Source organism: Neisseria benedictiae (assembly GCF_958267435.1).
Taxonomy (GTDB): Bacteria; Pseudomonadota; Gammaproteobacteria; order Burkholderiales; family Neisseriaceae; genus Neisseria; species Neisseria bergeri.
In genome coordinates, this window is the sequence record NZ_CATQFV010000068.1 from 85,656 (window position 1) to 106,882 (window position 21,227).

General features: G+C 51.3%; 21 protein-coding genes, 5 tRNA genes and 1 pseudogene. 15 read left to right on the top strand and 12 right to left on the bottom strand.

From position 1 onward, the window contains the following. Positions 1-83: 83 nt before the first annotated feature. From Q3O12_RS08985 to Q3O12_RS09005, 5 genes and pseudogenes are all read right to left on the bottom strand, one after another. Positions 84-740 (bottom strand): C39 family peptidase, encoded by a 657-nt coding sequence (locus tag Q3O12_RS08985; protein WP_301670144.1) that lies wholly within the window; start codon positions 738-740, stop codon positions 84-86. Between the two features lie 193 nt (positions 741-933). Then, positions 934-1,221 (bottom strand): hypothetical protein, encoded by a 288-nt coding sequence (locus Q3O12_RS08990; protein WP_003707389.1) that lies wholly within the window; start codon positions 1,219-1,221, stop codon positions 934-936. 203 nt (positions 1,222-1,424) lie between these two features. Then, entirely contained in the window at positions 1,425-1,640 is a 216-nt protein-coding gene (locus Q3O12_RS08995; protein ID WP_003707391.1) for a hypothetical protein, read from the bottom strand. Beyond that, positions 1,630-2,025, bottom strand: a complete 396-nt coding sequence (locus Q3O12_RS09000; protein ID WP_301670145.1) for a hypothetical protein — start codon at positions 2,023-2,025, stop codon at positions 1,630-1,632. Before Q3O12_RS09000 ends, Q3O12_RS08995 begins: the two co-directional genes overlap by 11 nt. A gap of 42 nt (positions 2,026-2,067) precedes the next feature. Further along, a pseudogene (locus Q3O12_RS09005) lies at positions 2,068-2,930 on the bottom strand (meta-pathway of phenol degradation family protein). 163 nt (positions 2,931-3,093) lie between these two features. On the opposite strand from Q3O12_RS09005, the gene Q3O12_RS09010 reads away from it, so the two are divergent. Next, positions 3,094-4,017, top strand: a complete 924-nt coding sequence (locus Q3O12_RS09010; protein WP_301670146.1) for an RluA family pseudouridine synthase — start codon at positions 3,094-3,096, stop codon at positions 4,015-4,017. A 77-nt stretch (positions 4,018-4,094) separates the two neighbouring features. Here the strand turns inward: Q3O12_RS09010 and Q3O12_RS09015 are convergent, their stop codons facing one another. Both Q3O12_RS09015 and Q3O12_RS09020 read right to left on the bottom strand, forming a co-directional pair. Next, complete coding sequence (locus Q3O12_RS09015) at positions 4,095-4,736, bottom strand: alpha/beta hydrolase (RefSeq protein ID WP_301670147.1); 642 nt, start codon at positions 4,734-4,736, stop codon at positions 4,095-4,097. Positions 4,737-4,790: 54 nt separating this feature from the next. Beyond that, complete coding sequence (locus tag Q3O12_RS09020; protein ID WP_301670148.1) at positions 4,791-5,582, bottom strand: polyamine aminopropyltransferase; 792 nt, start codon at positions 5,580-5,582, stop codon at positions 4,791-4,793. Positions 5,583-5,747: 165 nt separating this feature from the next. On the opposite strand from Q3O12_RS09020, the gene Q3O12_RS09025 reads away from it, so the two are divergent. The 12 genes from Q3O12_RS09025 (at position 5,748) to Q3O12_RS09080 (ending at position 13,617) form a co-directional block, all read left to right on the top strand. Further along, a tRNA-Thr gene (locus Q3O12_RS09025) sits at positions 5,748-5,823 on the top strand. A 34-nt stretch (positions 5,824-5,857) separates the two neighbouring features. Next, positions 5,858-5,933 (top strand) — tRNA-Thr (locus Q3O12_RS09030). Between the two features lie 141 nt (positions 5,934-6,074). Beyond that, on the top strand, positions 6,075-6,866 hold the full coding sequence (gene panB / locus Q3O12_RS09035) for a 3-methyl-2-oxobutanoate hydroxymethyltransferase (protein ID WP_301670149.1): 792 nt from the start codon (positions 6,075-6,077) through the stop codon (positions 6,864-6,866). 122 nt (positions 6,867-6,988) lie between these two features. Next, on the top strand, positions 6,989-7,825 hold the full coding sequence (gene panC, locus Q3O12_RS09040; protein WP_301670150.1) for a pantoate--beta-alanine ligase: 837 nt from the start codon (positions 6,989-6,991) through the stop codon (positions 7,823-7,825). A gap of 326 nt (positions 7,826-8,151) precedes the next feature. Next, positions 8,152-9,996, top strand: a complete 1,845-nt coding sequence (locus Q3O12_RS09045) for a tetratricopeptide repeat protein (RefSeq protein WP_301670165.1) — start codon at positions 8,152-8,154, stop codon at positions 9,994-9,996. Between the two features lie 139 nt (positions 9,997-10,135). Next, positions 10,136-10,717, top strand: a complete 582-nt coding sequence (locus tag Q3O12_RS09050; RefSeq protein ID WP_301670151.1) for an outer membrane lipoprotein LolB — start codon at positions 10,136-10,138, stop codon at positions 10,715-10,717. A gap of 9 nt (positions 10,718-10,726) precedes the next feature. After that, positions 10,727-11,572, top strand: coding sequence for a 4-(cytidine 5'-diphospho)-2-C-methyl-D-erythritol kinase (gene ispE, locus Q3O12_RS09055; protein WP_301670152.1), 846 nt, complete (start codon positions 10,727-10,729; stop codon positions 11,570-11,572). 7 nt (positions 11,573-11,579) lie between these two features. Continuing rightward, positions 11,580-11,655, top strand: a tRNA-Gln gene (locus Q3O12_RS09060). 8 nt (positions 11,656-11,663) lie between these two features. After that, positions 11,664-11,739, top strand: a tRNA-Gln gene (locus Q3O12_RS09065). A gap of 12 nt (positions 11,740-11,751) precedes the next feature. Then, positions 11,752-11,827 (top strand) — tRNA-Gln (locus Q3O12_RS09070). 167 nt (positions 11,828-11,994) lie between these two features. Next, the gene (locus tag Q3O12_RS09075) at positions 11,995-12,978 is read left to right on the top strand and encodes a ribose-phosphate pyrophosphokinase (protein WP_107818814.1); all 984 of its coding nucleotides are present in this window, start codon (positions 11,995-11,997) and stop codon (positions 12,976-12,978) included. A 66-nt stretch (positions 12,979-13,044) separates the two neighbouring features. Beyond that, the gene (locus Q3O12_RS09080) at positions 13,045-13,617 is read left to right on the top strand and encodes a 50S ribosomal protein L25/general stress protein Ctc (RefSeq protein ID WP_301670153.1); all 573 of its coding nucleotides are present in this window, start codon (positions 13,045-13,047) and stop codon (positions 13,615-13,617) included. Positions 13,618-13,741: 124 nt separating this feature from the next. Here the strand turns inward: Q3O12_RS09080 and Q3O12_RS09085 are convergent, their stop codons facing one another. Continuing rightward, positions 13,742-14,911 (bottom strand): D-alanyl-D-alanine carboxypeptidase family protein, encoded by a 1,170-nt coding sequence (locus tag Q3O12_RS09085; RefSeq protein WP_301670154.1) that lies wholly within the window; start codon positions 14,909-14,911, stop codon positions 13,742-13,744. 147 nt (positions 14,912-15,058) lie between these two features. On the opposite strand from Q3O12_RS09085, the gene ilvA reads away from it, so the two are divergent. Further along, positions 15,059-16,585 (top strand): threonine ammonia-lyase, biosynthetic, encoded by a 1,527-nt coding sequence (gene ilvA / locus Q3O12_RS09090; RefSeq protein WP_301670155.1) that lies wholly within the window; start codon positions 15,059-15,061, stop codon positions 16,583-16,585. 55 nt (positions 16,586-16,640) lie between these two features. Here the strand turns inward: ilvA and Q3O12_RS09095 are convergent, their stop codons facing one another. From Q3O12_RS09095 to cysT, 3 genes are all read right to left on the bottom strand, one after another. After that, entirely contained in the window at positions 16,641-17,714 is a 1,074-nt protein-coding gene (locus Q3O12_RS09095) for a sulfate/molybdate ABC transporter ATP-binding protein (protein WP_301670156.1), read from the bottom strand. A gap of 189 nt (positions 17,715-17,903) precedes the next feature. Beyond that, positions 17,904-18,725, bottom strand: coding sequence for a sulfate ABC transporter permease subunit CysW (gene cysW / locus Q3O12_RS09100; RefSeq protein WP_301670157.1), 822 nt, complete (start codon positions 18,723-18,725; stop codon positions 17,904-17,906). Between the two features lie 262 nt (positions 18,726-18,987). Further along, on the bottom strand, positions 18,988-19,824 hold the full coding sequence (gene cysT, locus Q3O12_RS09105) for a sulfate ABC transporter permease subunit CysT (protein ID WP_301670158.1): 837 nt from the start codon (positions 19,822-19,824) through the stop codon (positions 18,988-18,990). 185 nt (positions 19,825-20,009) lie between these two features. Between cysT and Q3O12_RS09110 the strand changes: the two genes are divergently transcribed. Then, positions 20,010-20,342, top strand: coding sequence for a general secretion pathway protein GspG (locus tag Q3O12_RS09110; protein ID WP_118782836.1), 333 nt, complete (start codon positions 20,010-20,012; stop codon positions 20,340-20,342). A 64-nt stretch (positions 20,343-20,406) separates the two neighbouring features. Here Q3O12_RS09110 and Q3O12_RS09115 read toward each other — a convergent pair whose 3' ends face one another. Then, positions 20,407-20,988, bottom strand: coding sequence for a superoxide dismutase (locus Q3O12_RS09115; protein WP_301670159.1), 582 nt, complete (start codon positions 20,986-20,988; stop codon positions 20,407-20,409). Positions 20,989-21,227: the final 239 nt, after the last annotated feature.

Genomic DNA, 21,227 nt, shown 5'->3' on the forward strand with positions numbered 1-21,227 from the left:
GATTTTTAAGGGCTTGTGAGGTTGGGGGTGGTTTGCGGACGGGTAAAAATGCCGTCTGAAACAGTTTTCAGACGGCATTTGACTTACTCTGCACGTGCTTGCCTGATTTGTTCGACTGCAAACTCCGTCTGCCGCTTGGGATGATGTGTGAAAAACAATTTATTTGAAATTGTCTCGGCTTTTTTCGGTACGACAGCCAAAATCTTACCTGCCAAATTTCCCTCACGGGTTTGCCAAGCATCCAAAAACTGCGCCCTGCTCATCGAAACATGACCCAGCGACGGGTCGACAAGCAAAACCGTATTGCCATCTATACCGCGCAATACCGAGAAATGATCATCCTTACGGTATTTCAGATACACGATGACGGGGATTTTCAACTGCGCGAGCTGCTCGAAAGACAGGGCATAGCCTTTCGCTTCAAAACCCAAATCTGGCATAATGCGCCGCATATCCTCAAACGACGCGCGCATCTGCTCCTTATCCAGCTTTTTCAACACTTCTTCTTCCGTCAGCGTTTGCCCGTAAAAATTGTTCAAAAGCGTCGCCACCGAAGCCGCCCCGCAGGAAAAATCCAAATCCTGCTTTACAATATTGAAATCCCGCTGCGCTTTCCAGCTTTGTATTTTGACTTTGCCGTAGGCTATGGGGTTTTCTTCCGCAAAGGGAAAAGAATGTGCACAAAGCGGCAGGGCGGCGGCGAGGAGCAGGGAAGCGGCAAACCGCCTTTTTTGTTCCATCAAAATCCTCCTGAAAGGCTGCCTGAAATTTCCAAGCAGCCTTTTTGTTTGCTTATTAATCGGATAGTGCGACAAATATAAAGTGGGCGGCAATCATTGCCGTAACGGCAGTCCGATTGCAGTATTTCAATTCCAAGATAAATGCCGCATAGAAAAGATAAAATACTTAAATGGTTTTAGCGGCTTAAATATCTTATTTAATTTTATTGATTGTTTTCCCAATAGTTTCCGCAATAAATAATAAGAAGTAGAATAATAAACAAACAGAACATGAAAATAAAAATAAATCTTTCATCATCTCAGTAATAAAATTCCAAAGATTTTCCTTATTTCCATCAACAATAAAAATTATCAGTTCATGAATAAAGAATACTGCAAAGAAAATACTTCCTGCCGTTAGGGATATTTCTAATCTGCTTATTTTCCCTTCGCTATATTTACCTGATAAATAGCCTAAAAAAGCTACAATCAAATCATCCATTTTAAAAATTTCTGTAAAAACAGCTAATGTCCTTAATTCATTTTGTCCAAGCCGTTTGCCATTGCGAGGGCAATCATAGACAGCATCATCACGGCTGCGGTGATTTGTTTTTTCATAACAAATTCTTAGGGAGGAGATAATGTTTCATCAAAGTCCTCCTGAAAGGCTGCCTGAAATTTCCAAGCAGCCTTTTTGTTTGCTTATTAATCGGATAGTGTGACAAATATAAGGTGGGCGGCAATCATTGCCGTAACGGCAGCCATAACTGTTTTATTTTCTTCAAACCAAAGCGAGTTGAGAAACATGAACATCAAGAAATATGATGGTTCTTCAGTTTTGCCGCTGCTTTCTTGAGTTAGAAGATAAAATATAGATATGGCGGTTATGCTGATTGCTGTTTTTATATATTTATTTACCATATCGTTGGGCAACACCCGTAACCATACCTGTTGCCAAAGATCGGTTAAATCCCCATACAACCCCTGCCGGACCTGCTGTCGCCCCTCCAAAAGCTCCCGCCCCTACGGCAAGAGTGAATGCTGTGGGAGAAAATCTGCTTCCGCTAAGTTGCTGGTTCATCATATATCCGATTCCGCCTCCGACTCCTCCGATAAATGCACCTACCGGTCCCCAAGCCCCCTCAGTCTCCTTCATCTCCTTTTGAGAAAGCTCCGCCAACTGCATCGGCTCATCTGCCCGCGTGTGGAACACTTGGTCTTCAAATGCCTGATTGTCCAAGCTGTTTGCCATTGCGGGGGCAATCATAGACAGCATCATTACGGCTGCGGTGATTTGTTTTTTCATAATAACTCCTTTGGATTACAAGGTTGGAAAATCAAAACCTGCTTAAAATGTATGCTGTACGCCAAATTTCAGTTCGGAACTGCTTTGCCCTGAAACGTTGAAACGTACGGATGCGTTTAAAGCCGTGGTTTTGGTGAAACCGAAACCTGCGCCGAAATGGGCGTAGGTGGATGTGTTTCCGGAGGATTCCCGTTTGCCGTCCGTCCGGTCGGGCTGCCTGCCCAGCCATTGGATGCCTCCGGTCAGGCTGATTCTGTCGTTGGCGGCAAATGAGATGTTGGGGTTGAGCAGCAGGTAGTTGCCCGATTTGTAGCGGATGCCGTCTGAAAGGGTTTTGCTGCCGTTGATACGGTAGGCGGCGGTGAGGGAAAGGACAATCGGATCTATGGCTTTGTAGGTGGTGGCGCCGATGAGCCACGATTTTCCCGACGAGGCTTTGTTGCGCGATTTTTCGTAAACCGTGCTTTCGAGAAAAGCGATGAGTGCGGGGTTTTTGCCGTCTTTGAGGAAGGTATGGCTGATGCCGGCAGATATGTCGGACATCTGTTTGTTGCGGGTTTTGCCGTTGCCGTCGAGTTTGCGTTCTTCGTGCCACAGATAGCTGCCGCTGCCGTAAATGTCGGTATTGCCGGTCAGTCCGTAGCGCAAACCGAGCGTGCCGACGAGCATATCGGTATTGCTGCCGTTTTCTTGGATTTCGGTCGGAATGGGGATAAACGAGGTTGCGCCAGTTTGAATGTAAACCGGTGCGGCAAGTGCGGCGCGGCTGTTTTCGCTGTTCAGGTAGGTAAGGGAAGTTTCCATTTGCCCTTGTCGGTTATTATGTCTTCAATCGTTAAGGGCAGGTCGGCATAAGCGGATAAAGTCAGGATGGCGGGCAAGGCGGACAAAAAGATACGTTTCATATTTCCTATTATTGATATTAATTCTTATTTAAGAATGGTAATGAATATCCGATAATTCTGTCTAAATAAATTTTTAAATCAAAAAAACGATATATTTGTTTTTATCAATTATGTTTTGATATGCCGTCTGAAAAGTTTGTGAAAAACGGTTACAATCCGCCGCATGAAAAAACGCAACAATCCTCTTCCGTTGTTGAACGGTGTCAAACCCAGTTATTTGGTGCTGCCGCATGAAAAGCAGTTTTACGGGCTGCCGCTGCTGCATTTTCTGTGCATCCGCTTTCCTTTTGTGGGCGCGGACGATTGGCGCAGGCGGTTGAACAGCGGTTTTGTGGTCGGTTCGGATGGTGCGGCGTTGGACGAATATACTTTGTTCGAGCCGGGTAAGACGATGTTTTATTATCGGGAAACCAGCAGTGAGGATGAGCCGTGTATTCCGTTTGAAGAAAAAATTTTGCATATTGATAAACATTTGATTGTCGTGGACAAACCGCATTTTCTGCCCGTCATCCCCAGCGGGCGTTTTTTGAGGGAAACGCTGCTTACACGTCTGCGCCTGCGCCCTGAATTGCAGCATTTGAATGTTGAAGACATTACGCCGCTGCACCGCTTGGACAAGGATACGGCGGGTGTGATGCTGCTGTCGCACAATTCTGCCACACGCGGAGCCTATCAGACGATGTTTCAAAACAAAACGGTATGGAAAACGTATGAGGCGCTTGCGCCGACAAGGACGGATTTGCTGTATCCGCTCGATGTGGTTTCGCGTTTGGTAAGGGGTGAAAAATTTTTTACGACGCAAGAGGCGGAAGGCGTGCCGAATGCGCACACGACGGTCGAACTGATTGAAAACAGGGGGAAATTCAGCCTTTACCGCCTCACGCCGCATACGGGCAAGAAACACCAGTTGCGCGTGCATATGATGGGCTTGGGTATGCCGCTGTTGAATGACGCGCTCTATCCCGTGCCGTCTGAAGCGGGAAGCGAGGATTATCGGAAACCTTTGAAGCTCTTGGCAAAAAAGATTGCGTTTGCAGACCCTTTGTCGGGTCGGGAAAGGGTGTTTTGCAGTGGGTTTTGCCTATAATGAGAGGGAATGCAAACCCGTATCGGCAGATGCCGCCGATACGGGTTTGATATTATCGATGCCGTCTGAAAGGGGCTTTATCCGTTCAGGCATACGGGCGCGAAGCGGAGGATGGTGTCGCGCAGGACGATGAGTTTGCCGTGAAAGAAATGCGTGGAACCGGCGATGGTAATGACGGGCAAATCTTGCGGTTCTGCCCATTTCAATGCTTTCCCGATTTTGACGACTTCGTCTTCCGCGCCGTGTATCATCAGCGTTTTTGCAACGTCGGGAACGGCGGACGGCTCGGGGCGGTCGGTATAGTGGCAGACTGCCGCGCCGATGAGCAGCAATAAATCGGGTGTGCGCGCTTGTGCGGCAAATGTGGCGACATAACCGCCGAAGGAGAAGCCGGATAAGGCAAATTCCGGGGCTTCGGGATGTTGGGCGCGGGCATAGTCGATGACGGCGAGGCAGTCTTGCGTTTCGCCGCGTCCGTAATCATGTGTGCCTCCGCTGCCGCCTACGCCGCGAAGGTTGGGCAGGTAGCAGTGGAAGCCGAGTTTGCTTAAGGCTTTGGCGGCGGTTTGGATGACTTTGTTGGTGTTCGTCCCGCCTTGGAGGGGGTTGGGGTGGTTGATGACGGCAACGCCGCGCGCCGGTACTTGTTCGGACGGGATATGGATGGTTTCTAAAATGCCGGCAGGGCCGGGTATGTGTATGGTTTCGGGTTTCAGCATAATGGTTTCCTCTTGATTTTCTGCATATTCCGATGCAACCGTAAAGATAGTTGCTTAAAGGTGGAAATGCTTGCCGTTGTTGGGGTTGGATGCTTTCAGGTCGGCGAACATGCGGTGGAAGTCCAATCCGTATGCGTTGCTCAGTTTGTCGGCACGTTTTTTGAGTTTGTCTATGTTTTGCTCTTTGGGACTGCTTTGGAATGCCATTACCGCGACATTGCCGTGACTTTCGGCAGGAAGTTCCAAGACGCGCCCTTCAAAGACGTTTAACAGGCGTTCGATGAAGCGTTGGTAGCGTTTGTCGCCGCTCCACCAGTTGGTAACGAATATGCCGTCTGAAGAAAGCGCGTTGCGGCAGTCTCGGAAGAACGGTTCTTCAACCAGCGTATCGATGATTTGTTCGCCGTCGAACCCGTCCACCAAAATCACATCGGTATTGTGGCGGAAGACTTTGATGTACTCCGCACCGTCTGCTTCGATAATTTCAAATTTCTCGCCCTCGAAAGGCAACTCAAACAGGCTGCGGGCAATGGCGATGACCTGCGGGTTGATATCTACGGCAGTTTGGCGCGTGTCGGGCAGGTAGGTGTCTATCCAGCGTGCAAACGAACCGCCGCCCAAGCCGATTTGGGTGATATGTTGCGGCAGGCGTTCCGCAAGCAGCAGCCAGCCCATCATCGCGCGGCTGTAAGAGAGCACCAGCTCGGACGGGTGGTCGAGGTTCATCGAGCTTTGGATGGTGTCGCTGCCCAAGTGAAGCGAACGGATATTGCCTTCTTCGGAAATGCCGACTTCGGGAAAGCCGGATTTTGCAGGACGCAGGCGGCGGTAGGGATGTCTTGCCATCGGTGTGAACGGTCGGTTTGAAAGGCGGATATTTTATCAGAATGCCGATGCTTGTTCTGTTTCAAATTAATTTTGTTTTAAATAAGATACTTAGTGTATTTTTATGAGGGGGTCGAACAAATTTCTTGCCAAAGTGTGAAGTTGCCTGCATAATTCGCCTTCTTTGCCGGTATAGCTCAGTTGGTAGAGCACCTGACTTGTAATCAGGGGGTCCCGAGTTCGACTCTTGGTGCCGGCACCATTTCTGCTGATGGTGTTGCAAAACATTTCAGTAAGCCGGTATAGCTCAGTTGGTAGAGCACCTGACTTGTAATCAGGGGGTCCCGAGTTCGACTCTTGGTGCCGGCACCAGATTTGACAGCCTGATTGTATAAAACAGTCGGGCTGTTTTGCATTTGCGGCACGGTCGGTGGCAGGGCTGCGGGCATTTCACTATAATAGCCCGTTTCAAACTAAAAAGGCCGTCTGAAAAGGGCGGGGTAACAATATCTGATGATTACTGTGAACACACTGCAAAAAATGAAGGCGGCCGGCGAGAAAATCGCTATGCTGACCGCTTACGAATCCAGTTTTGCCGCGCTGATGGACGATGCTGGCGTGGAAATGCTGCTGGTCGGCGATTCTTTGGGGATGGCGGTTCAGGGGCGGAAATCGACGCTGCCCGTCAGCCTGAGCGATATGTGTTATCACACCGAATGTGTAGCACGCGGTGCAAAAAATGCGATGATTGTCAGCGATTTGCCGTTTGGTGCATATCAGCAGAGTAAGGAGCAGGCGTTTGCCGCTGCCGCCGAACTGATGGCGGCCGGCGCGCATATGGTCAAACTCGAAGGCGGCGTGTGGATGGCGGAAACGACTGAATTTCTGCAAATGCGCGGCATTCCGGTCTGTGCCCACATCGGTCTGACCCCGCAATCCGTGTTTGCCTTCGGCGGATACAAGGTTCAGGGTCGCGGAAGTAAGGCGCAGGCGTTGCTTAACGATGCCAAGGCGCATGATGATGCGGGGGCGGCGGTCGTGCTGATGGAGTGTGTTCCTGCGGAACTGGCAAAAAAGGTAACTGAAACTGTTGCCTGTCCGACCATCGGCATCGGCGCGGGTGTCGATTGCGACGGTCAGGTTTTGGTGATGCACGATATGCTGGGCATTTTCCCGGGCAAAACGGCGAAATTCGTCAAAAACTTTATGCATGGGCAAAGCAGCATTCAGGCGGCGGTTCGGGCGTATGTTGCCGAAGTCAAAGCCAAAACCTTCCCTGCTGCGGAACATATTTTTGCAGACTGAACAAGGTCTGCTGCCGATGCCGTCTGAATGCCGTTTCAGACGGCATTTTGTTTTGCCGTGCGCGGCGCGTATAATCGGCGCGTTTTGTCGGGCAGGAAGCCCGAAGGATAAGGATTACCGTTATGCAAATCATACATACCATTCGAGAACTGCGCGCGTGGCGTAAAAATGCGGGAAAGGTGGCATTTGTGCCGACCATGGGCAATCTGCATGAAGGGCATCTTGCCCTCGTTCGCGAAGCCAAAAAACGCGCCGACAACGTTGTTGTCAGCATATTCGTCAACCGCCTGCAATTCGGTCAGGGCGAGGATTTCGACAAATATCCGCGTACTTTGCAGCAGGATGCGGACAAACTTGCCGCCGAAGGCGTTGCCGTTGTTTTCGCGCCCGATGAGAAAGAACTCTATCCGAACGTGGAACAGCGTTACAACGTCGAACCGCCCCATCTGCAAAACGAATTGTGCGGCAAATTCCGCCCGGGGCATTTTCGCGGTGTGGCGACGGTGGTGTCCAAACTGTTCCATATCGTTTCCCCGGACATCGCCTGTTTTGGTAAGAAGGATTACCAGCAGCTCGCTGTGATTAAAGGTTTTGTCGAGGATTTGAATTTTGATGTTGAAATAGTGCCTGTCGATACAGGGCGCGCGGAAGACGGGTTAGCACTCTCCAGCCGCAACCAGTATTTGAGTGCGGCGGAACGTGCCGAAGCACCGCGCCTGTACCGCGAATTAAAGGCTGTTGCCGAATCCTTGGCGCAGGGCGGTTTGGATTATGCGGGTTTGGAAACACGCGCCGTCCAATCCCTGACGGAACACGGCTGGACGGTCGATTATGTCGAAATCCGCCGCGCCAATACGCTCGAAGTGGCTCGGGCGGGAGATAAGAAACTGGTGGTCTTGGCCGCCGCCCGTCTGGGGACGACGCGCCTGATTGACAATGTGGAAGTCGTCCTGCCTTAGCCCGTCGGAGTCGGGAATGCCGTCTGAAGCGGATTTGCGTTTCAGACGGCATTTTGCCGTCGGCTGTGCTTCGGAATCATGTCGAAAAATAGACGGAATGAAATAAATTTCTTTTTGTTCAATAAATTAAACTGTCAAACCAAATGATAAGGCAAGGATTGTCCTGCATCGTATGCAGGCAAACCTACGCAATCCCAAAATGCAGCCCTGCCTTCTGGCGGGTTTTGCAAATCTACAAACCGTTTGGCTTGTGATAAAGTGATGCCTTGTCTATAGGCTCAATATGCCGTCTGGAGGTTCGGACGGATGTCGGATAAAGGATGATTATGTTACCCGCCCGTTTCACCATTTTATCTGTGCTCGCGGCAGCCCTGCTTGTCGGACAGGTGTCCGCCGCCGGCAGGGATACGGTTGATGTGAAGCCGCCGAAGGAAGTCGGAAAGGTTTTCAGAAAGCAGCAGCGTTACAGCGAGGAAGAAATCAAAAACGAACGCGCACGGCTTGCGGCAGTGGGCGAACGGGTCAACAGGATATTTACGCTGCTGGGCGGCGAAACCGCCTTGCAAAAAGGGCAGGCGGGAACGGCTCTGGCAAGCTATATGCTGATGTTGGAACGCACAAAATCCCCCGAAGTCGCCGAACGCGCCTTGGAAATGGCCGTGTCGCTGAACGCGTTTGAACAGGCGGAAATGATTTATCAGAAATGGCGTGAAATCGAGCCTGTGCCGGGTGAGGCGCAAAAACGGGCGGGATGGCTACGGAACGTATTGAGGGAAGGGGGAAATCAGCATCTTGACGGATTGGAAGAAGTGCTGGCGCAATCGGACGATGTGCAAAAACGCAGGATATTTTTGCTGCTGGCGCAAGCCGCCGTGCAGCAGGGCGGCTTGGCGCAAAAAGCATCGGAGGCCGTCCGCCGCGCGGCGTTGAAATATGAACATCTGCCCGAAGCGGCGGTTGCCGATGCGGTGTTCAGCGTACAGGGACGCGAAAAGGAAAAGGCAATCGGTGCTTTGCAGCGTTTGGCGAAGTTCGATACGGAAATACTGCCCCCCACTTTAATGACGTTGCGTCTGACTGCACGCAAATATCCCGAAATACTCGACGGCTTTTTCGAGCAGACAGACACCAAAAACCTTTCAACCGTCTGGCAGGAAATGGAAATCATGAATCTGGTTTCCCTGCACAGGTCGGATGATGCCTATGCGCGTTTGAACGTGCTGTTGGAACACAATCCGAATGCAGACCTGTATATTCAGGCGGCAATATTGGCGGCAAACCGGAAAGAAGGTGCTTCCGTTATCGACGGCTATGCCGAAAAGGCATACGGCAGGGGGACGGAGGAGCAGAGGAGCAGGGCGGCGATGACGGCGGCGATGATATATGCCGACCACAGGGATTACGCCAAAGTCAGGCAGTGGTTGAAAAAAGTGTCCGCGCCGGAATACCTGTTCGACAAAGGCGTGCTGGCGGCTGCGGCGGCTGCCGAATTGGACGGAGGCAGGGCGGCTTTGCGGCAGATCGGGAAGGTGAGGAAGCTGCCCGAACAGCAGGGGCGGTATTTTACGGCAGACAATTTGTCCAAAATACAGATGCTCGCCCTGTCGAAGCTGCCCGACAAACGGGAAGCCCTGATCGGGCTGAACAAGATTGTCGCCAAACTTTCGGCGGCGGGAAGCGCGGAACCTTTGGCGGAAGCATTGGCACAGCGTTCCATTATTTACGAACAGTTCGGCAAACGGGGAAAAATGATTGCCGACCTTGAAACCGCGCTCAAACTTACGCCCGACAATGCACAAATTATGAATAATCTGGGCTACAGCCTGCTGACCGATTCCAAGCGTTTGGACGAAGGCTTCGCCCTGCTTCAGACGGCATACCAAATCAACCCGGACGATACCGCCGTCAACGACAGCATAGGCTGGGCGTATTACCTGAAAGGCGACGCGGAAAGCGCGCTGCCGTATCTGTGGTATGCGTTTGAAAACGACCCCGGGCCCGAAGTTGCCGCCCATTTGGGCGAAGTGTTGTGGGCATTGGGTGAACGCGATCAGGCGGTTGACGTGTGGACTCAGGCGGCACACCTTACGGGAGACAAGAAAATATGGCGCGAAACGCTCAAACGCTACGGAATCGCATTGCCCCAACCTTCCCGCAAACCCCGGAAATAATGCAGGCCCATCCTTTCAGACGGCATAAGGTTTGCCGGGAAGCTGCGGCATTCGGGCAAACGGCATGCAGTTCGCACGCGTTTTGCACGGCACATCGAACCCGCCGGCCGACAGGATAGCACCCGTTAAGGAAATTCTGATGAAACACACCGTATCCGCATCGGTCATCCTGCTTTTGACCGCTTGCGCGCAATTACCTCAAAATAACGAAAACCTGTGGCAGCCGTCCGAACACACCCGCAGGTTCACGGCGGAAGGGCGGTTGGCAGTCAAAGCGGAAGGGAAAGGTTCGTATGCAAATTTCGATTGGACATACCAACCGCCTGTGGAAACCATCAATATCAACACCCCTTTGGGCAGTACGCTCGGGCAGTTGTGTCAAGACAAAGACGGTGCGTTGGCAGTGGATGCTAAAGGAAATGTTTATCAGGCGGAAAGTACGGAAGAATTGAGCCGGCAGCTTATTGGCTTCAAGCTGCCAATCCAATATCTGCATATCTGGGCAGACGGCAGACGGGTTGCCCATGCACCTTACCGCATCCTTTCAGACGGCATATTGGAACAATACGGTTGGACAATCGGCAGAACCGCAGGCAGCGGAGGAAAAACCCGCATCCTGCAATTGGACAACGGGAAATTGAACATCAGGCTGGTTTTCACCGAGATTGGAATGCCGTCTGAAACCGAAACCCCGGAACGCTGTGCGGCGCGCACGAGATAAGGCGGACAGATGAATATTACGGACGGACGGCAGGCGTTTCCCGCCCCTGCCAAACTGAATCTCGATTTGAGGATTACCGGCAGGCGGGAAGACGGTTATCATAATATCGAAAGCATATTCTGCCTGATAGATTTGCAGGATACCGTATATTTGAAACCGAGGGACGACGGCAAAATCATCCTGCACAATCCAGTTGACGGAATGCCGCAGGAAGCGGATTTAAGCTACCGTGCCGCATCATTACTGCAAAAATATGCGCGCAACCCCGACGGCGTGGAAATATGGTTGGACAAAAAAATTCCGACCGGGGCCGGTTTGGGCGGAGGAAGCTCGGATGCGGCAACCGTTTTGCTGGTGTTGAACCGTTGGTGGCAGTGCGGGCTCACAACGCCGCAGCTGATTGAACTGGGTACAACACTGGGTGCGGACGTGCCGTTTTTTATTTTCGGCAAAAATGCGTTTGCGCGGGGTATAGGCGACAGGCTGGACGAAATGGATATTCCGAAACAGTGGTATGTTATCGTCAAACCGCCCGTCCACGTTTCCACCGCAAAAATTTTCACACACGAAGGCTTGACACGAAATTCCGCCTCAAGCATAATGCCGACTTTCCAAAACCTGCAACCGTTCAGAAATGATATGCAGGCAGTGGTATTTAAAGAATACCCCGAAGTTTGGAAAGCCTATTCCGAGTTGTCGAAATACGGTTCTGCAATGATGACAGGCTCAGGAGCCTGTATATTTGCAGCATTTCAAGATAGGGATAGCGCATACAATACATACCGACAAGTTTCAGGTTTGTACGAGGCATATTTAGCAGAGGGTCTTTCAAAACATCCTTTGTTGTCCGTATAAACATTGTTGGGGAGTCGTCAAGCGGTTAAGACACTGGATTTTGATTCCAGCATGCGAAGGTTCGAATCCTTCCTCCCCAGCCATATTTTTTTGGGGAGTCGTCAAGCGGTTAAGACACTGGATTTTGATTCCAGCATGCGAAGGTTCGAATCCTTCCTCCCCAGCCAAGTCAAACGAGTTGGGGAGTCGTCAAGCGGTTAAGACACTGGATTTTGATTCCAGCATGCGAAGGTTCGAATCCTTCCTCCCCAGCCAGATAAAAGCGTGTAAGCCTGCTTACACGCTTTTTATTTCATAGAAATAAAAATATTGAAATGCCTTTGTTTGTGTCGGATGTTGCAGGTATAATGTCGGGCTTGGTACAAGCGGAGGGAAGCATTGTGTTTTCTGAGCGGAAGTTAAACATAAAATCAGGTGAGAATATGGCTGCGTACGACAGTTTGATGGTATTTACAGGCAATGCCAATCCCGAATTGGCACAACGTGTTGTCAAGCATTTGGACATTTCTTTGGGCAATGCTTCCGTTTCCAAGTTTTCAGATGGCGAAGTTGCCGTCGAACTGTTGGAAAACGTACGCGGCCGCGATGTTTTCATCCTTCAGCCTACTTGCGCGCCGACCAATGACAACCTGATGGAAATCCTGACAATGGCGGATGCGCTCAAACGCGCTTCGGCAGGCCGTATTACCGCAGCCATTCCGTATTTCGGCTATGCGCGCCAAGACCGCCGTCCGCGTTCCGTCCGCGTCCCGATTTCTGCCAAACTGGTGGCAAATATGCTGTATTCGGCAGGGATCGACCGTGTTTTGACCGTTGATTTGCACGCAGACCAGATTCAGGGTTTTTTTGATATTCCTGTGGATAATATTTATGCTACCCCGATTCTGTTGAACGATATCAAGCAGCAGCGGATTGAAAATCTGACCGTCGTCAGCCCGGACATCGGCGGTGTCGTCCGCGCCCGCGCCGTCGCAAAATCCCTGAATGCCGACCTGGCAATCATCGACAAACGCCGCCCGAAAGCCAATGTGGCGGAAGTCATGAACATCATCGGCGACATTCAAGGCAGAACCTGTCTGATTGTGGACGATATGATTGACACTGCAAATACGTTGTGCAAAGCCGCCGTCGCCCTGAAAGAGCGCGGTGCAGAACGTGTCTTAGCATATGCCAGCCACGCCGTATTCTCCGGAGAGGCGGTCAGCCGTATCGCCTCATCCGAAATCGACCAGGTGGTCGTAACCGATACCATTCCTTTGTCTGAAGCGGCTAAAAACTGCGACCGTATCCGTCAGGTAACGATTGCCGGTCTGTTGGCCGAAACGGTTCGCCGTATCAGCAATGAAGAATCCGTCTCATATCTTTTTAATGAAGAAGTGATGACAGGCAGCATGTTGCTGCCATAAGCCCGAAGCCGTCTTAAGCTGGTCGCGGCCGATGACGGCGATTTTACCTAACTTGGAGTATTTAACATGACTTATGAAATTCAAGCCTCTGTTCGTGAAGCACAAGGCACTGGTGCGAGCCGCCGCCTGCGTCGCGAAGGTCAAATCCCCGGTATTCTGTACGGTGAAGGTCAAGAGCCCGTTGCGATTGCCGTAGATCACAAAACCGTATTCTACGCATTGGAAAAAGAATCTTTCCATACCGCATTGATTAAATTGTCTCTGAACGGCGAAACCAAAGACGTTATCGTCCGTGATTTCCAAATGCACCCGTTCCGCCGCGAAGTCCAACATATCGACTTTCAAGCCGTTAAAGCAGACCAACCCGTACGCATCCGCGTTCCCCTGCACATCGTTAACACTGAAAATTCCCAAGCGGTCAAACTGCAAGGCGGTCGCGTATCTCTGTTGAACACTTCTGTTGAAGTAGTTGCTTTGCCTGCCAACATCCCTGCTTTCTTGGATTTGGATTGTGCCGAAGTGGTTGCCGGCGACATTTTGCACTTGTCAGACATCAAATTGCCTGAAGGTGTAGAAAGCGTTTCCTTGAAACGTAATGAAAATCTGGCTGTTGCTACCGTTACCGGTAAGAAACGCTAATTGATTTCAGCAGCAGGGCGGCGCGTATGCAATACGTACCGCCCTGTTGTTTTATGCCGTCTGAACCGTGTTTCAGACGGCATTTCTTTATTTGTTGGAAAAACGGGATATTTGAAACGGCAGATTACTGCCCTGTCAGACGCGCCCAAAGCCTTTGCCACCGGCTTCTTTTTTCTACATTTTCCAGTGCGACGATTTCTTTTTCGGCAATGGTGTATCCGTTTTGCCTGATTTTGATTTTTCCTAAAATCTGCCCTTTTTTTACCGGGGCGGGAATCGGCTGTATGGTTTCCAAAATTTGTTCGGCTGTTTTCGCTTCCTTATGTGGCAGAGTGATGTAGGCTTCTTTGAGGAAGCCTGCGCGGACGGTTTTTTTGCTGCCTCCGGAAATTTGGATTTGGGCAACGGTTTTGCCTTTCGGATATATTTTGGGCGTATCGAAGGCCTGCAATGCCCAGTTCAGCAGCTTGCTGTTGTCTGATGCGCGTGTTTCCGCCGATTCCGAACCCAATGTGATGACAAGGATGTGCCTGCCGTTGCCGGAGTATGACACGGCAAGGTTGTAGCCGCCGCTTTCTGTGTGTCCGGCTTTCAGACCGTTTACATTGTTGTCCCTATATAAAAGGATATTGCGGTTGTTTTGTTCTATATTTTTGAATTTGAAAGATTTGATGGAAAACAGCGGGTAATATTCCGGAAAGTCGCGCATCAATGCTTCAGACAGCAGGGCGAGGTCTTTGGCGGTGGAAACCTGTCCTTCTCTACTCAAGCCTGTCGGGTTTTTGAATACGGTGTTTTTCATGCCCAGGCGTCGGGCTTCTTTGTTCATTTGTTGCACAAAATTTTCAATCGAGCCGTTGCCCAGCCGGCCGGCAAGGGTTAGGGCGGCATCGTTTGCGGATAGGGCAATCATGCCTTTTAAGAGTTTGTCGGTGCTGACCGTATCGCCGGGACGTACAAACATTCTGCTCCCTTCTGAAGCCCATGCGGATTCGGGTATTTTTAAGTTTTCTTCAGATTGGATATTTCCCGATTTCATGTTTTTGAAAACCAAATATGCAGTCATCAGTTGGGTTAGTGCCGCCGGTTCGACAGGGGTATTGATGTTTTTGGCGGATAAAGTCTGCCTGCTTTGAAGGTCGATAACGATGTGTGCCGCTGTGAGGGTTTCGGGTGTTTGGAGCGTGGGGGCGGCGTGTACCGTCGGTCTATTGGGCGCGGGCGATGCAGCCGTTGCGTGAGAAACGCCTAAGATGATGGAAAGCAGGACGGGCAGGATTTTATGTGCTGTCATGAAATATTCTAATTGTGTGAGTGTTTCAGCCTGCCGATTATACGCTTAGGGTGTCTGATCGGGCGGATTTTTCTTGCTTTCGCGCCGTCTTGGGCGTATGGTTTTGGGTTTTGCGATTTTAATAAACCGATTATCCCATATTGAATTATGAACACGCCCCTTCCTTATTCCGATTACCTCATCCGCATCCTGACGGCATCTGTCTATGATGTCGCGGTCGAAACGCCTTTGGAACCGGCACGCAGCCTTTCTGCACGTTCGGGAAACAATATTTTGCTGAAACGCGAAGATTTGCAACCTGTATTTTCTTTCAAAATACGCGGCGCGTACAACAAAATGTCCAAGTTGCCGAAAGATGCGCTCGCTTGCGGCGTGATTGCGGCAAGCGCGGGCAACCATGCCCAAGGCGTGGCATTGTCCGCACAGCGTTTGGGTTGCCGTGCCGTTATCGTCATGCCGGAGACTACGCCGAAAATTAAAGTAGATGCGGTTAAGAGCCGTGGTGGCGAGGTGGTTTTGCGCGGTGTTTCATACAACGATGCATACGATTATGCGATGGAGTTGGCGGAAAAAGAAGGGTTAACCTATATCGCACCGTTTGACGATCCTGATGTGATTGCGGGACAGGGGACGGTGGGGATGGAAATTGTCAGCCAGCATCCGGATGATATTCACGCCGTATTCGTCCCGATAGGGGGGGGCGGTTTGGCAGCGGGCGTGGCGGCATTTATCAAGCAGGTCCGTCCCGAAATCAAAGTTATCGGCGTTCAGACACATGATTCCTGCTGTATGAAGCAATCGGTCGAAGCGGGTCAAATCGTTCATTTGAAAGATGTCGGGCTGTTTTCAGACGGCACTGCGGTCAAAGTTGTCGGAGACGAAACCTTCCGCCTCTGCAAAGAACTTTTGGATGAAATCATTACAGTCGATACCGATGCGGTTTGCGGTGCGGTTAAGGATATTTTCGATGACACGCGCAGCATTACCGAGCCGGCGGGCGCGTTGGCGTTGGCGGGTCTGAAAGCCTATATTGCCCGAGAAGGCGCGGAAAACCAAACCCTGATTGCCGTTACCAGCGGCGCGAATATGAATTTTCACCGTTTGCGCCACGTTTCGGAACGGAGCGAATTGGGTGAGGGCAACGAAGGTATTTTTGCCGTTACCATCCCTGAAGAACGCGGCAGCTTCCTTAAGTTTGTCAATATATTGGGAAATAGGAATATTACCGAGTTCAACTACCGCTACGGGGACGATGAAAAAGCGCATATCTTTGTCGGACTTCAAGCGGCAGGCCCGCAGGATTTGGCGGTTATCGGCAGCCGGTTGGATGAGGCGGGATTGCCCAATGTCGACCTGACCGATGATGAGATTGCCAAAATCCATATCCGCTATATGGTTGGAGGACGGACGGACAAAGTAGAAAACGAGCGTTTGGTCAGTTTTGAGTTTCCGGAGCGTCCGGGGGCATTGGCACGCTTTTTGAACCATATGCAGGGAGGGTGGAATATTACGCTCTTCCATTACCGCAACCACGGTGCGGATTACGGGCGGATTTTGGTCGGTATCGATGTGCCGCCTCACGATGCCGCCGCATTTGACGGTTTCTTGGAAAGTCTGGGATACAGCTATCACGAGGAAACGCAAAATGCTGCGTACAAGCTGTTTCTTGCTTAATGGGTAATACACAATGCCGTCTGAAAGCCTTTCAGACGGCATTGTGCTTTCAGGGTTAAATCGAATATTCAATCAGTTCGTTTTGAGAGAAGACATAAACCTGTTTCGGAATTAAGTTCAATTCTTTGCCTTCAGCGATTTGGTAACGCGCGGCATCGCTGCCAGCCAGCGTGATATGCACGTCTTGTTTGCCGTGTTTCACCAAAACGTGCGTCAATGCGCCGACGGCGTGGATTTTTTCGATTTCGGCACAAATCATCGGGGTTTCGTGTTCGGCGGCGATCTGCCATTCGTGCGGACGGATATAGCCGGTGGCGGTTTGCTCCTGCCATTTGTATTGCGCGTCCAATTTCCACGCGAAACCGTTGTAATGCCAGAAGCCTTTTTCGATGCGTCCTTCAAATGCGTCGGTTTCGCCGAGGAACTCGGTAACGAAGGCGTTTTCGGGTTTGCGGTAAATGGCTTCGGCACTGCCGGTTTGTTCGATTTTGCCGTGGTTCATCACGACGATTTCGTCGGAAACTTCGAGGGCTTCTTCTTGGTCGTGCGTAACCAGAATACTGGTTACGCCGAGGTTGTGATGAATGTCGCGCAGCCAGGTGCGTAATTCTTTGCGTACTTTGGCATCCAACGCGCCGAAGGGTTCGTCCAGGAGTAGGAGTTTGGGTTCGACGGCGAGGGCGCGGGCGAGGGCAATGCGTTGGCGTTGGCCGCCGGAGAGCTGGTGCGGATAGAATTTTGCCAAATGCGAGAGCTGCACGAGTTTGAGCAATTCTTCGACTTTGGCGCGGATTTGTTCTTTGGACGGGCGTTCTGGCTTGGGCAATACGGTCAAACCGAAGGCGACGTTGTCAAACACGTTCATGTGGCGGAAGAGGGCGTAGTGTTGGAACACGAAACCGACTTTGCGTTCGCGGACGTGTTTGGCGGTTACGTCTTGCCCGTCAAAGAGAATATTGCCGCCGTCGGCGTTTTCCAGTCCGGCGATAATGCGTAAAAGTGTGGTTTTGCCGCAGCCGGACGGGCCGAGCAGGGAAACGAGTTTGCCGGTAGGGACGTTGAGGTTGATGTTTTTCAGCGCGTGGAACGCTCCGAAGTGTTTGTTTAAATTTTGAATGGTGATGCTCATATTGCGTTCCTTTCGGCGGCGGCGAGTTTTTTGTCTTGTATAGTGGATTAAATTTAAACCAGTACGGCGTTGCCTCGCCTTAGCTCAAAGAGAACGATTCTCTAAGGTGCTGAAGCACCAAGTGAATCGATTCCGTACTATTTGTACTGTCTGCGGCTTCGTCGCCTTGTCCTGATTTTTGTTAATCCACTATAATTTGGTGATGATGTTTTGCACCAGCAAGGTGGCCAAGGCTAAAAGTGCCAATACGCCGGAGAGGGCGAATGCGCCGGTGAAGTTGTATTCGTTGTAGAAGATTTCGACCAAAAGTGGGACGGTGTTGGTTTCGCCGCGTATGTGTCCCGATACCACGCTGACCGCGCCGAATTCGCCCATCGCGCGGGCGTTGGTGAGAATGATGCCGTAGAGTAACGCCCATTTGATGTTGGGCAGGGTAACGCGCCAAAACATCTGCCAGCCGCTTGCGCCGAGAATCAGCGCGGCTTGTTCTTCGCTGTCGCCCTGCGCCTGCATCAGCGGGATGATTTCGCGCGCGACAAAGGGGAAGGTAACGAACAGCGTCGCCAAAACAATGCCGGGGATGGCGAAGATAATCTGTATGCCTTGCGCTTCCAGCCAGCCGCCCAATGCCGTGTGCGCGCCGAACAATAAGACGAACATCAAACCGGCCACCACGGGCGATACGGAAAACGGCAAATCGAGCAGGGTGGTCAGCAACTGCTTGCCGCGGAAGTCAAAACGGGTCAGCAGCCACGCCATCGCCACGCCCAAGACGGCATTGACGGGAACGACAATCAGTGCGGTAATCAGCGTCAATTTGATGGCAGACCACGCTTCGGGATCGCTTAAGGATTTCAGGTACAAATCCCAACCGCCTTTTAAGGCTTCGTAAAACACGGCGACAAGCGGCACGACCAGCATCAGCAGCAGGAATCCTAGCGCGACAGCGGTCAGCAGCACGCGCAGCCAGCGTGGTTCGGTCAGGTTGGGATTGGTGGAATAGGGTTTCATGGCGGTGGTGTTCTCTGGTTGGTTTTAAAATGTTTGGAGGCCGTCTGAAAAACTGTGTTTTGGGGAGCGGATTCGTTTTCAGACGACCTTTTATTGATTAAGGGAATAAAAACGTCTAGCTACCGTCATTCCCGCGCAGGCGGGAATCCACCACAGGGCAACAGGAAAACAGAAAATAAATAAGGCAGCCGAAATTCACCAATGGATTCCCGCCTGCGCGGGAATGACGGTAACAGCGTAGTTCAGGTTTTCAGACGACCCCTCAACCCTTCGCACCCGAACGCCTGCTTAACGCCCACTGCATCACGTTCAGCGCAAACAGGATGACAAACGAAACCAGCAGCATAAACAACGCCACCGCCGACGCGCCCTGCACATCGAACTGTTCCAGCTTGCCCGTAATAATCAGCGGCAGGATTTCGGAAACCATCGGAATATTGCCCGCGATAAAAATCACCGAACCGTATTCCCCCGTTGCCCGCGCGAACATCATGCCCGCGCCGGTCAACAAGGCCGGTGTGATTTCAGGCAAGAGGACGCGGCGGAACGTAGTCCAACGGCTTGCCCCCAAAGTCGCTGCCGCTTCTTCATATTCGCCCGACAATTCTTCCAATACCGGCTGCACGGCGCGGACGATAAAGGGCAGGCTGACGACAATCAGCGCAATCCAAATGCCGATGGGTGTAAACGCGATTTTGATGCCCAAAGGCTCGAAAAAACGGCCTATCCAACCGTTGGGCGCATACAGGGTTGCCAACGCGATACCCGTAACCGCCGTCGGCAGCGCAAACGGCAAATCGACCAGCGCGTTCGCCAGACCCTTGCCCGGGAATTCATAGCGCACCAATACCCACGCCACCAGCGTGCCGAACACGACATTGGTCAGCATCGCATAAAACGACATCCGCAAACTCAGCCACACCGCCGCCAACACGTTTGGCTCGGCAATCGTGTTCCAAAAGCCGCCCCAGCCGATTTCCGCCGCCTTCGCCGCCATCATCGCAAACGGCAAAACCACCAGAAGCGACAGGCACAATACGGTCAGACCGAGGCTGATTTTGAAGCCGGGCAGTACGCCGGGCGTTTTGAGCAGTAACATGAAATAATGCTGAAAATAGAAAAAAGGAAGGGCTACTTTAACGATGCCGTCTGAAAAACGGAAAGAATGGAAAGTTTGGTGCAAAGACGAATTTGTTATAAAGCGGTTGGCAGTTTCTCAAGCGGGCGCGATGTTCTAAAATAACGCCTTGTTTTGACGGAAAACCATCATATAAAGGAACACTTATGCAGATTTTATCTTTTCAGGAAAGTATTGCGGAGCGTATGCTCGTCGGCACGGAAGGAGAATCGGTGCATCGGGACGCGCAGTTCGTCCAAACGGCAAACGGTTATTGGATTGCGTGGCATCAAGGTTTGGCGGCATTGCTTGCGCCGGATACGCCTCCCGATATTCCGTGTTTTTGGGTAGAGGGGGCGGAAAGCCTTGAAGAATTGTGCGCCATGGTCGAGCGCGGCGAGTTTGACGAAGTGGAAGAGTTTGACGGCGATGACGACGAATGGCTCGAAGCGGCTAAAGGTTGCGGACACCACGGCGACGCTTGCGCTTGCGGACATTGATTTGGATTTCCCGTAAAAAATGCCGTCTGAAATGTATTCAGACGGCATTTTGCCGGTTTGCGGCTTATGCGGCAAAACGTTTGGCGACTTCGTCCCAGTTGACGATTTCCCAAAAACCTTTCAGATAGTTGGGGCGGCTGTTGCGGTAGTCGATGTAGTAGGCGTGTTCCCATACGTCGCAAGTCAAGAGCGGCGTGTTTTCAGTGGTCAGCGGCGTAGCGGCGTTGGAAGTGGAAACCAAATCCAATCCGCCGGCAGGGGTTTTCACCAGCCACGCCCAACCGGAGCCGAAAGTACCGGCCGCGCAGGCATTGAACGCTTCTTGGAATTTCTCGAAGCTGCCCCATTTCGCGTCGATGGCGGCGGCCAGTCCGCCGGAAGGTTTGCCTTGACCTTTGGGCGTGAAACCCAGCCAGTAGAAGGTGTGGTTCCAAGTTTGCGCTGCGTTGTTAAAAATGCCGCCTGAAGATTTTTTCACAATCTCTTCCAGAGGCAGGTTTTCAAATTCCGTACCTTTGATTTGATTGTTCAGATTGGTGATGTAGGTTTGATGGTGTTTGCCGTAGTGGAATTCCAAAGTCTCTTTGCTCAGATGCGGGGACAATGCGTCCAGTTCATAAGGCAGTTGCGGCAGCTTATGTTCCATTTTGTGCTCCTAATATTGTTTTAAATGTTGTATTTTGGCAGTGTGCTGCAAATAGCTCAGCAGCGCACATATTTTACCTGTTTTGAGGGATGGAAACCAATTAAACCTGCTTTACGCTATAATAGAAGATTGCAATTTCGGCACGACAGATAGGATGTACCATGAATGATTACACAGCCATGCCGTCTGAAGACGGAGGAATCGGCTCATTGTCGCTTCCGCCGCACTCAATGGAGGCG

Bases quoted from the DNA above. Each gene is read 5' to 3' on its own strand.
- Q3O12_RS09115 (WP_301670159.1), bottom strand. From the start codon at position 20,988: ATGGAACATAAGCTGCCGCAACTGCCTTATGAACTGGACGCATTGTCC.
- Q3O12_RS09045 (WP_301670165.1), top strand. From the start codon at position 8,152: ATGTTACCCGCCCGTTTCACCATTTTATCTGTGCTCGCGGCAGCCCTG.
- Q3O12_RS09085 (WP_301670154.1), bottom strand. From the start codon at position 14,911: ATGACAGCACATAAAATCCTGCCCGTCCTGCTTTCCATCATCTTAGGC.
- Q3O12_RS08990 (WP_003707389.1), bottom strand. From the start codon at position 1,221: ATGGATGATTTGATTGTAGCTTTTTTAGGCTATTTATCAGGTAAATAT.
- Q3O12_RS09000 (WP_301670145.1), bottom strand. From the start codon at position 2,025: ATGAAAAAACAAATCACCGCAGCCGTAATGATGCTGTCTATGATTGCC.
- Q3O12_RS09050 (WP_301670151.1), top strand. From the start codon at position 10,136: ATGAAACACACCGTATCCGCATCGGTCATCCTGCTTTTGACCGCTTGC.
- Q3O12_RS09075 (WP_107818814.1), top strand. From the start codon at position 11,995: ATGGCTGCGTACGACAGTTTGATGGTATTTACAGGCAATGCCAATCCC.
- Q3O12_RS09095 (WP_301670156.1), bottom strand. From the start codon at position 17,714: ATGAGCATCACCATTCAAAATTTAAACAAACACTTCGGAGCGTTCCAC.
- panB (WP_301670149.1), top strand. From the start codon at position 6,075: ATGATTACTGTGAACACACTGCAAAAAATGAAGGCGGCCGGCGAGAAA.
- Q3O12_RS09080 (WP_301670153.1), top strand. From the start codon at position 13,045: ATGACTTATGAAATTCAAGCCTCTGTTCGTGAAGCACAAGGCACTGGT.
- cysT (WP_301670158.1), bottom strand. From the start codon at position 19,824: ATGTTACTGCTCAAAACGCCCGGCGTACTGCCCGGCTTCAAAATCAGC.
- Q3O12_RS09015 (WP_301670147.1), bottom strand. From the start codon at position 4,736: ATGCTGAAACCCGAAACCATACACATACCCGGCCCTGCCGGCATTTTA.
- Q3O12_RS08995 (WP_003707391.1), bottom strand. From the start codon at position 1,640: ATGGTAAATAAATATATAAAAACAGCAATCAGCATAACCGCCATATCT.
- Q3O12_RS09010 (WP_301670146.1), top strand. From the start codon at position 3,094: ATGAAAAAACGCAACAATCCTCTTCCGTTGTTGAACGGTGTCAAACCC.
- Q3O12_RS09020 (WP_301670148.1), bottom strand. From the start codon at position 5,582: ATGGCAAGACATCCCTACCGCCGCCTGCGTCCTGCAAAATCCGGCTTT.
- Q3O12_RS09110 (WP_118782836.1), top strand. From the start codon at position 20,010: ATGCAGATTTTATCTTTTCAGGAAAGTATTGCGGAGCGTATGCTCGTC.
- Q3O12_RS08985 (WP_301670144.1), bottom strand. From the start codon at position 740: ATGGAACAAAAAAGGCGGTTTGCCGCTTCCCTGCTCCTCGCCGCCGCC.
- ilvA (WP_301670155.1), top strand. From the start codon at position 15,059: ATGAACACGCCCCTTCCTTATTCCGATTACCTCATCCGCATCCTGACG.
- cysW (WP_301670157.1), bottom strand. From the start codon at position 18,725: ATGAAACCCTATTCCACCAATCCCAACCTGACCGAACCACGCTGGCTG.
- panC (WP_301670150.1), top strand. From the start codon at position 6,989: ATGCAAATCATACATACCATTCGAGAACTGCGCGCGTGGCGTAAAAAT.
- ispE (WP_301670152.1), top strand. From the start codon at position 10,727: ATGAATATTACGGACGGACGGCAGGCGTTTCCCGCCCCTGCCAAACTG.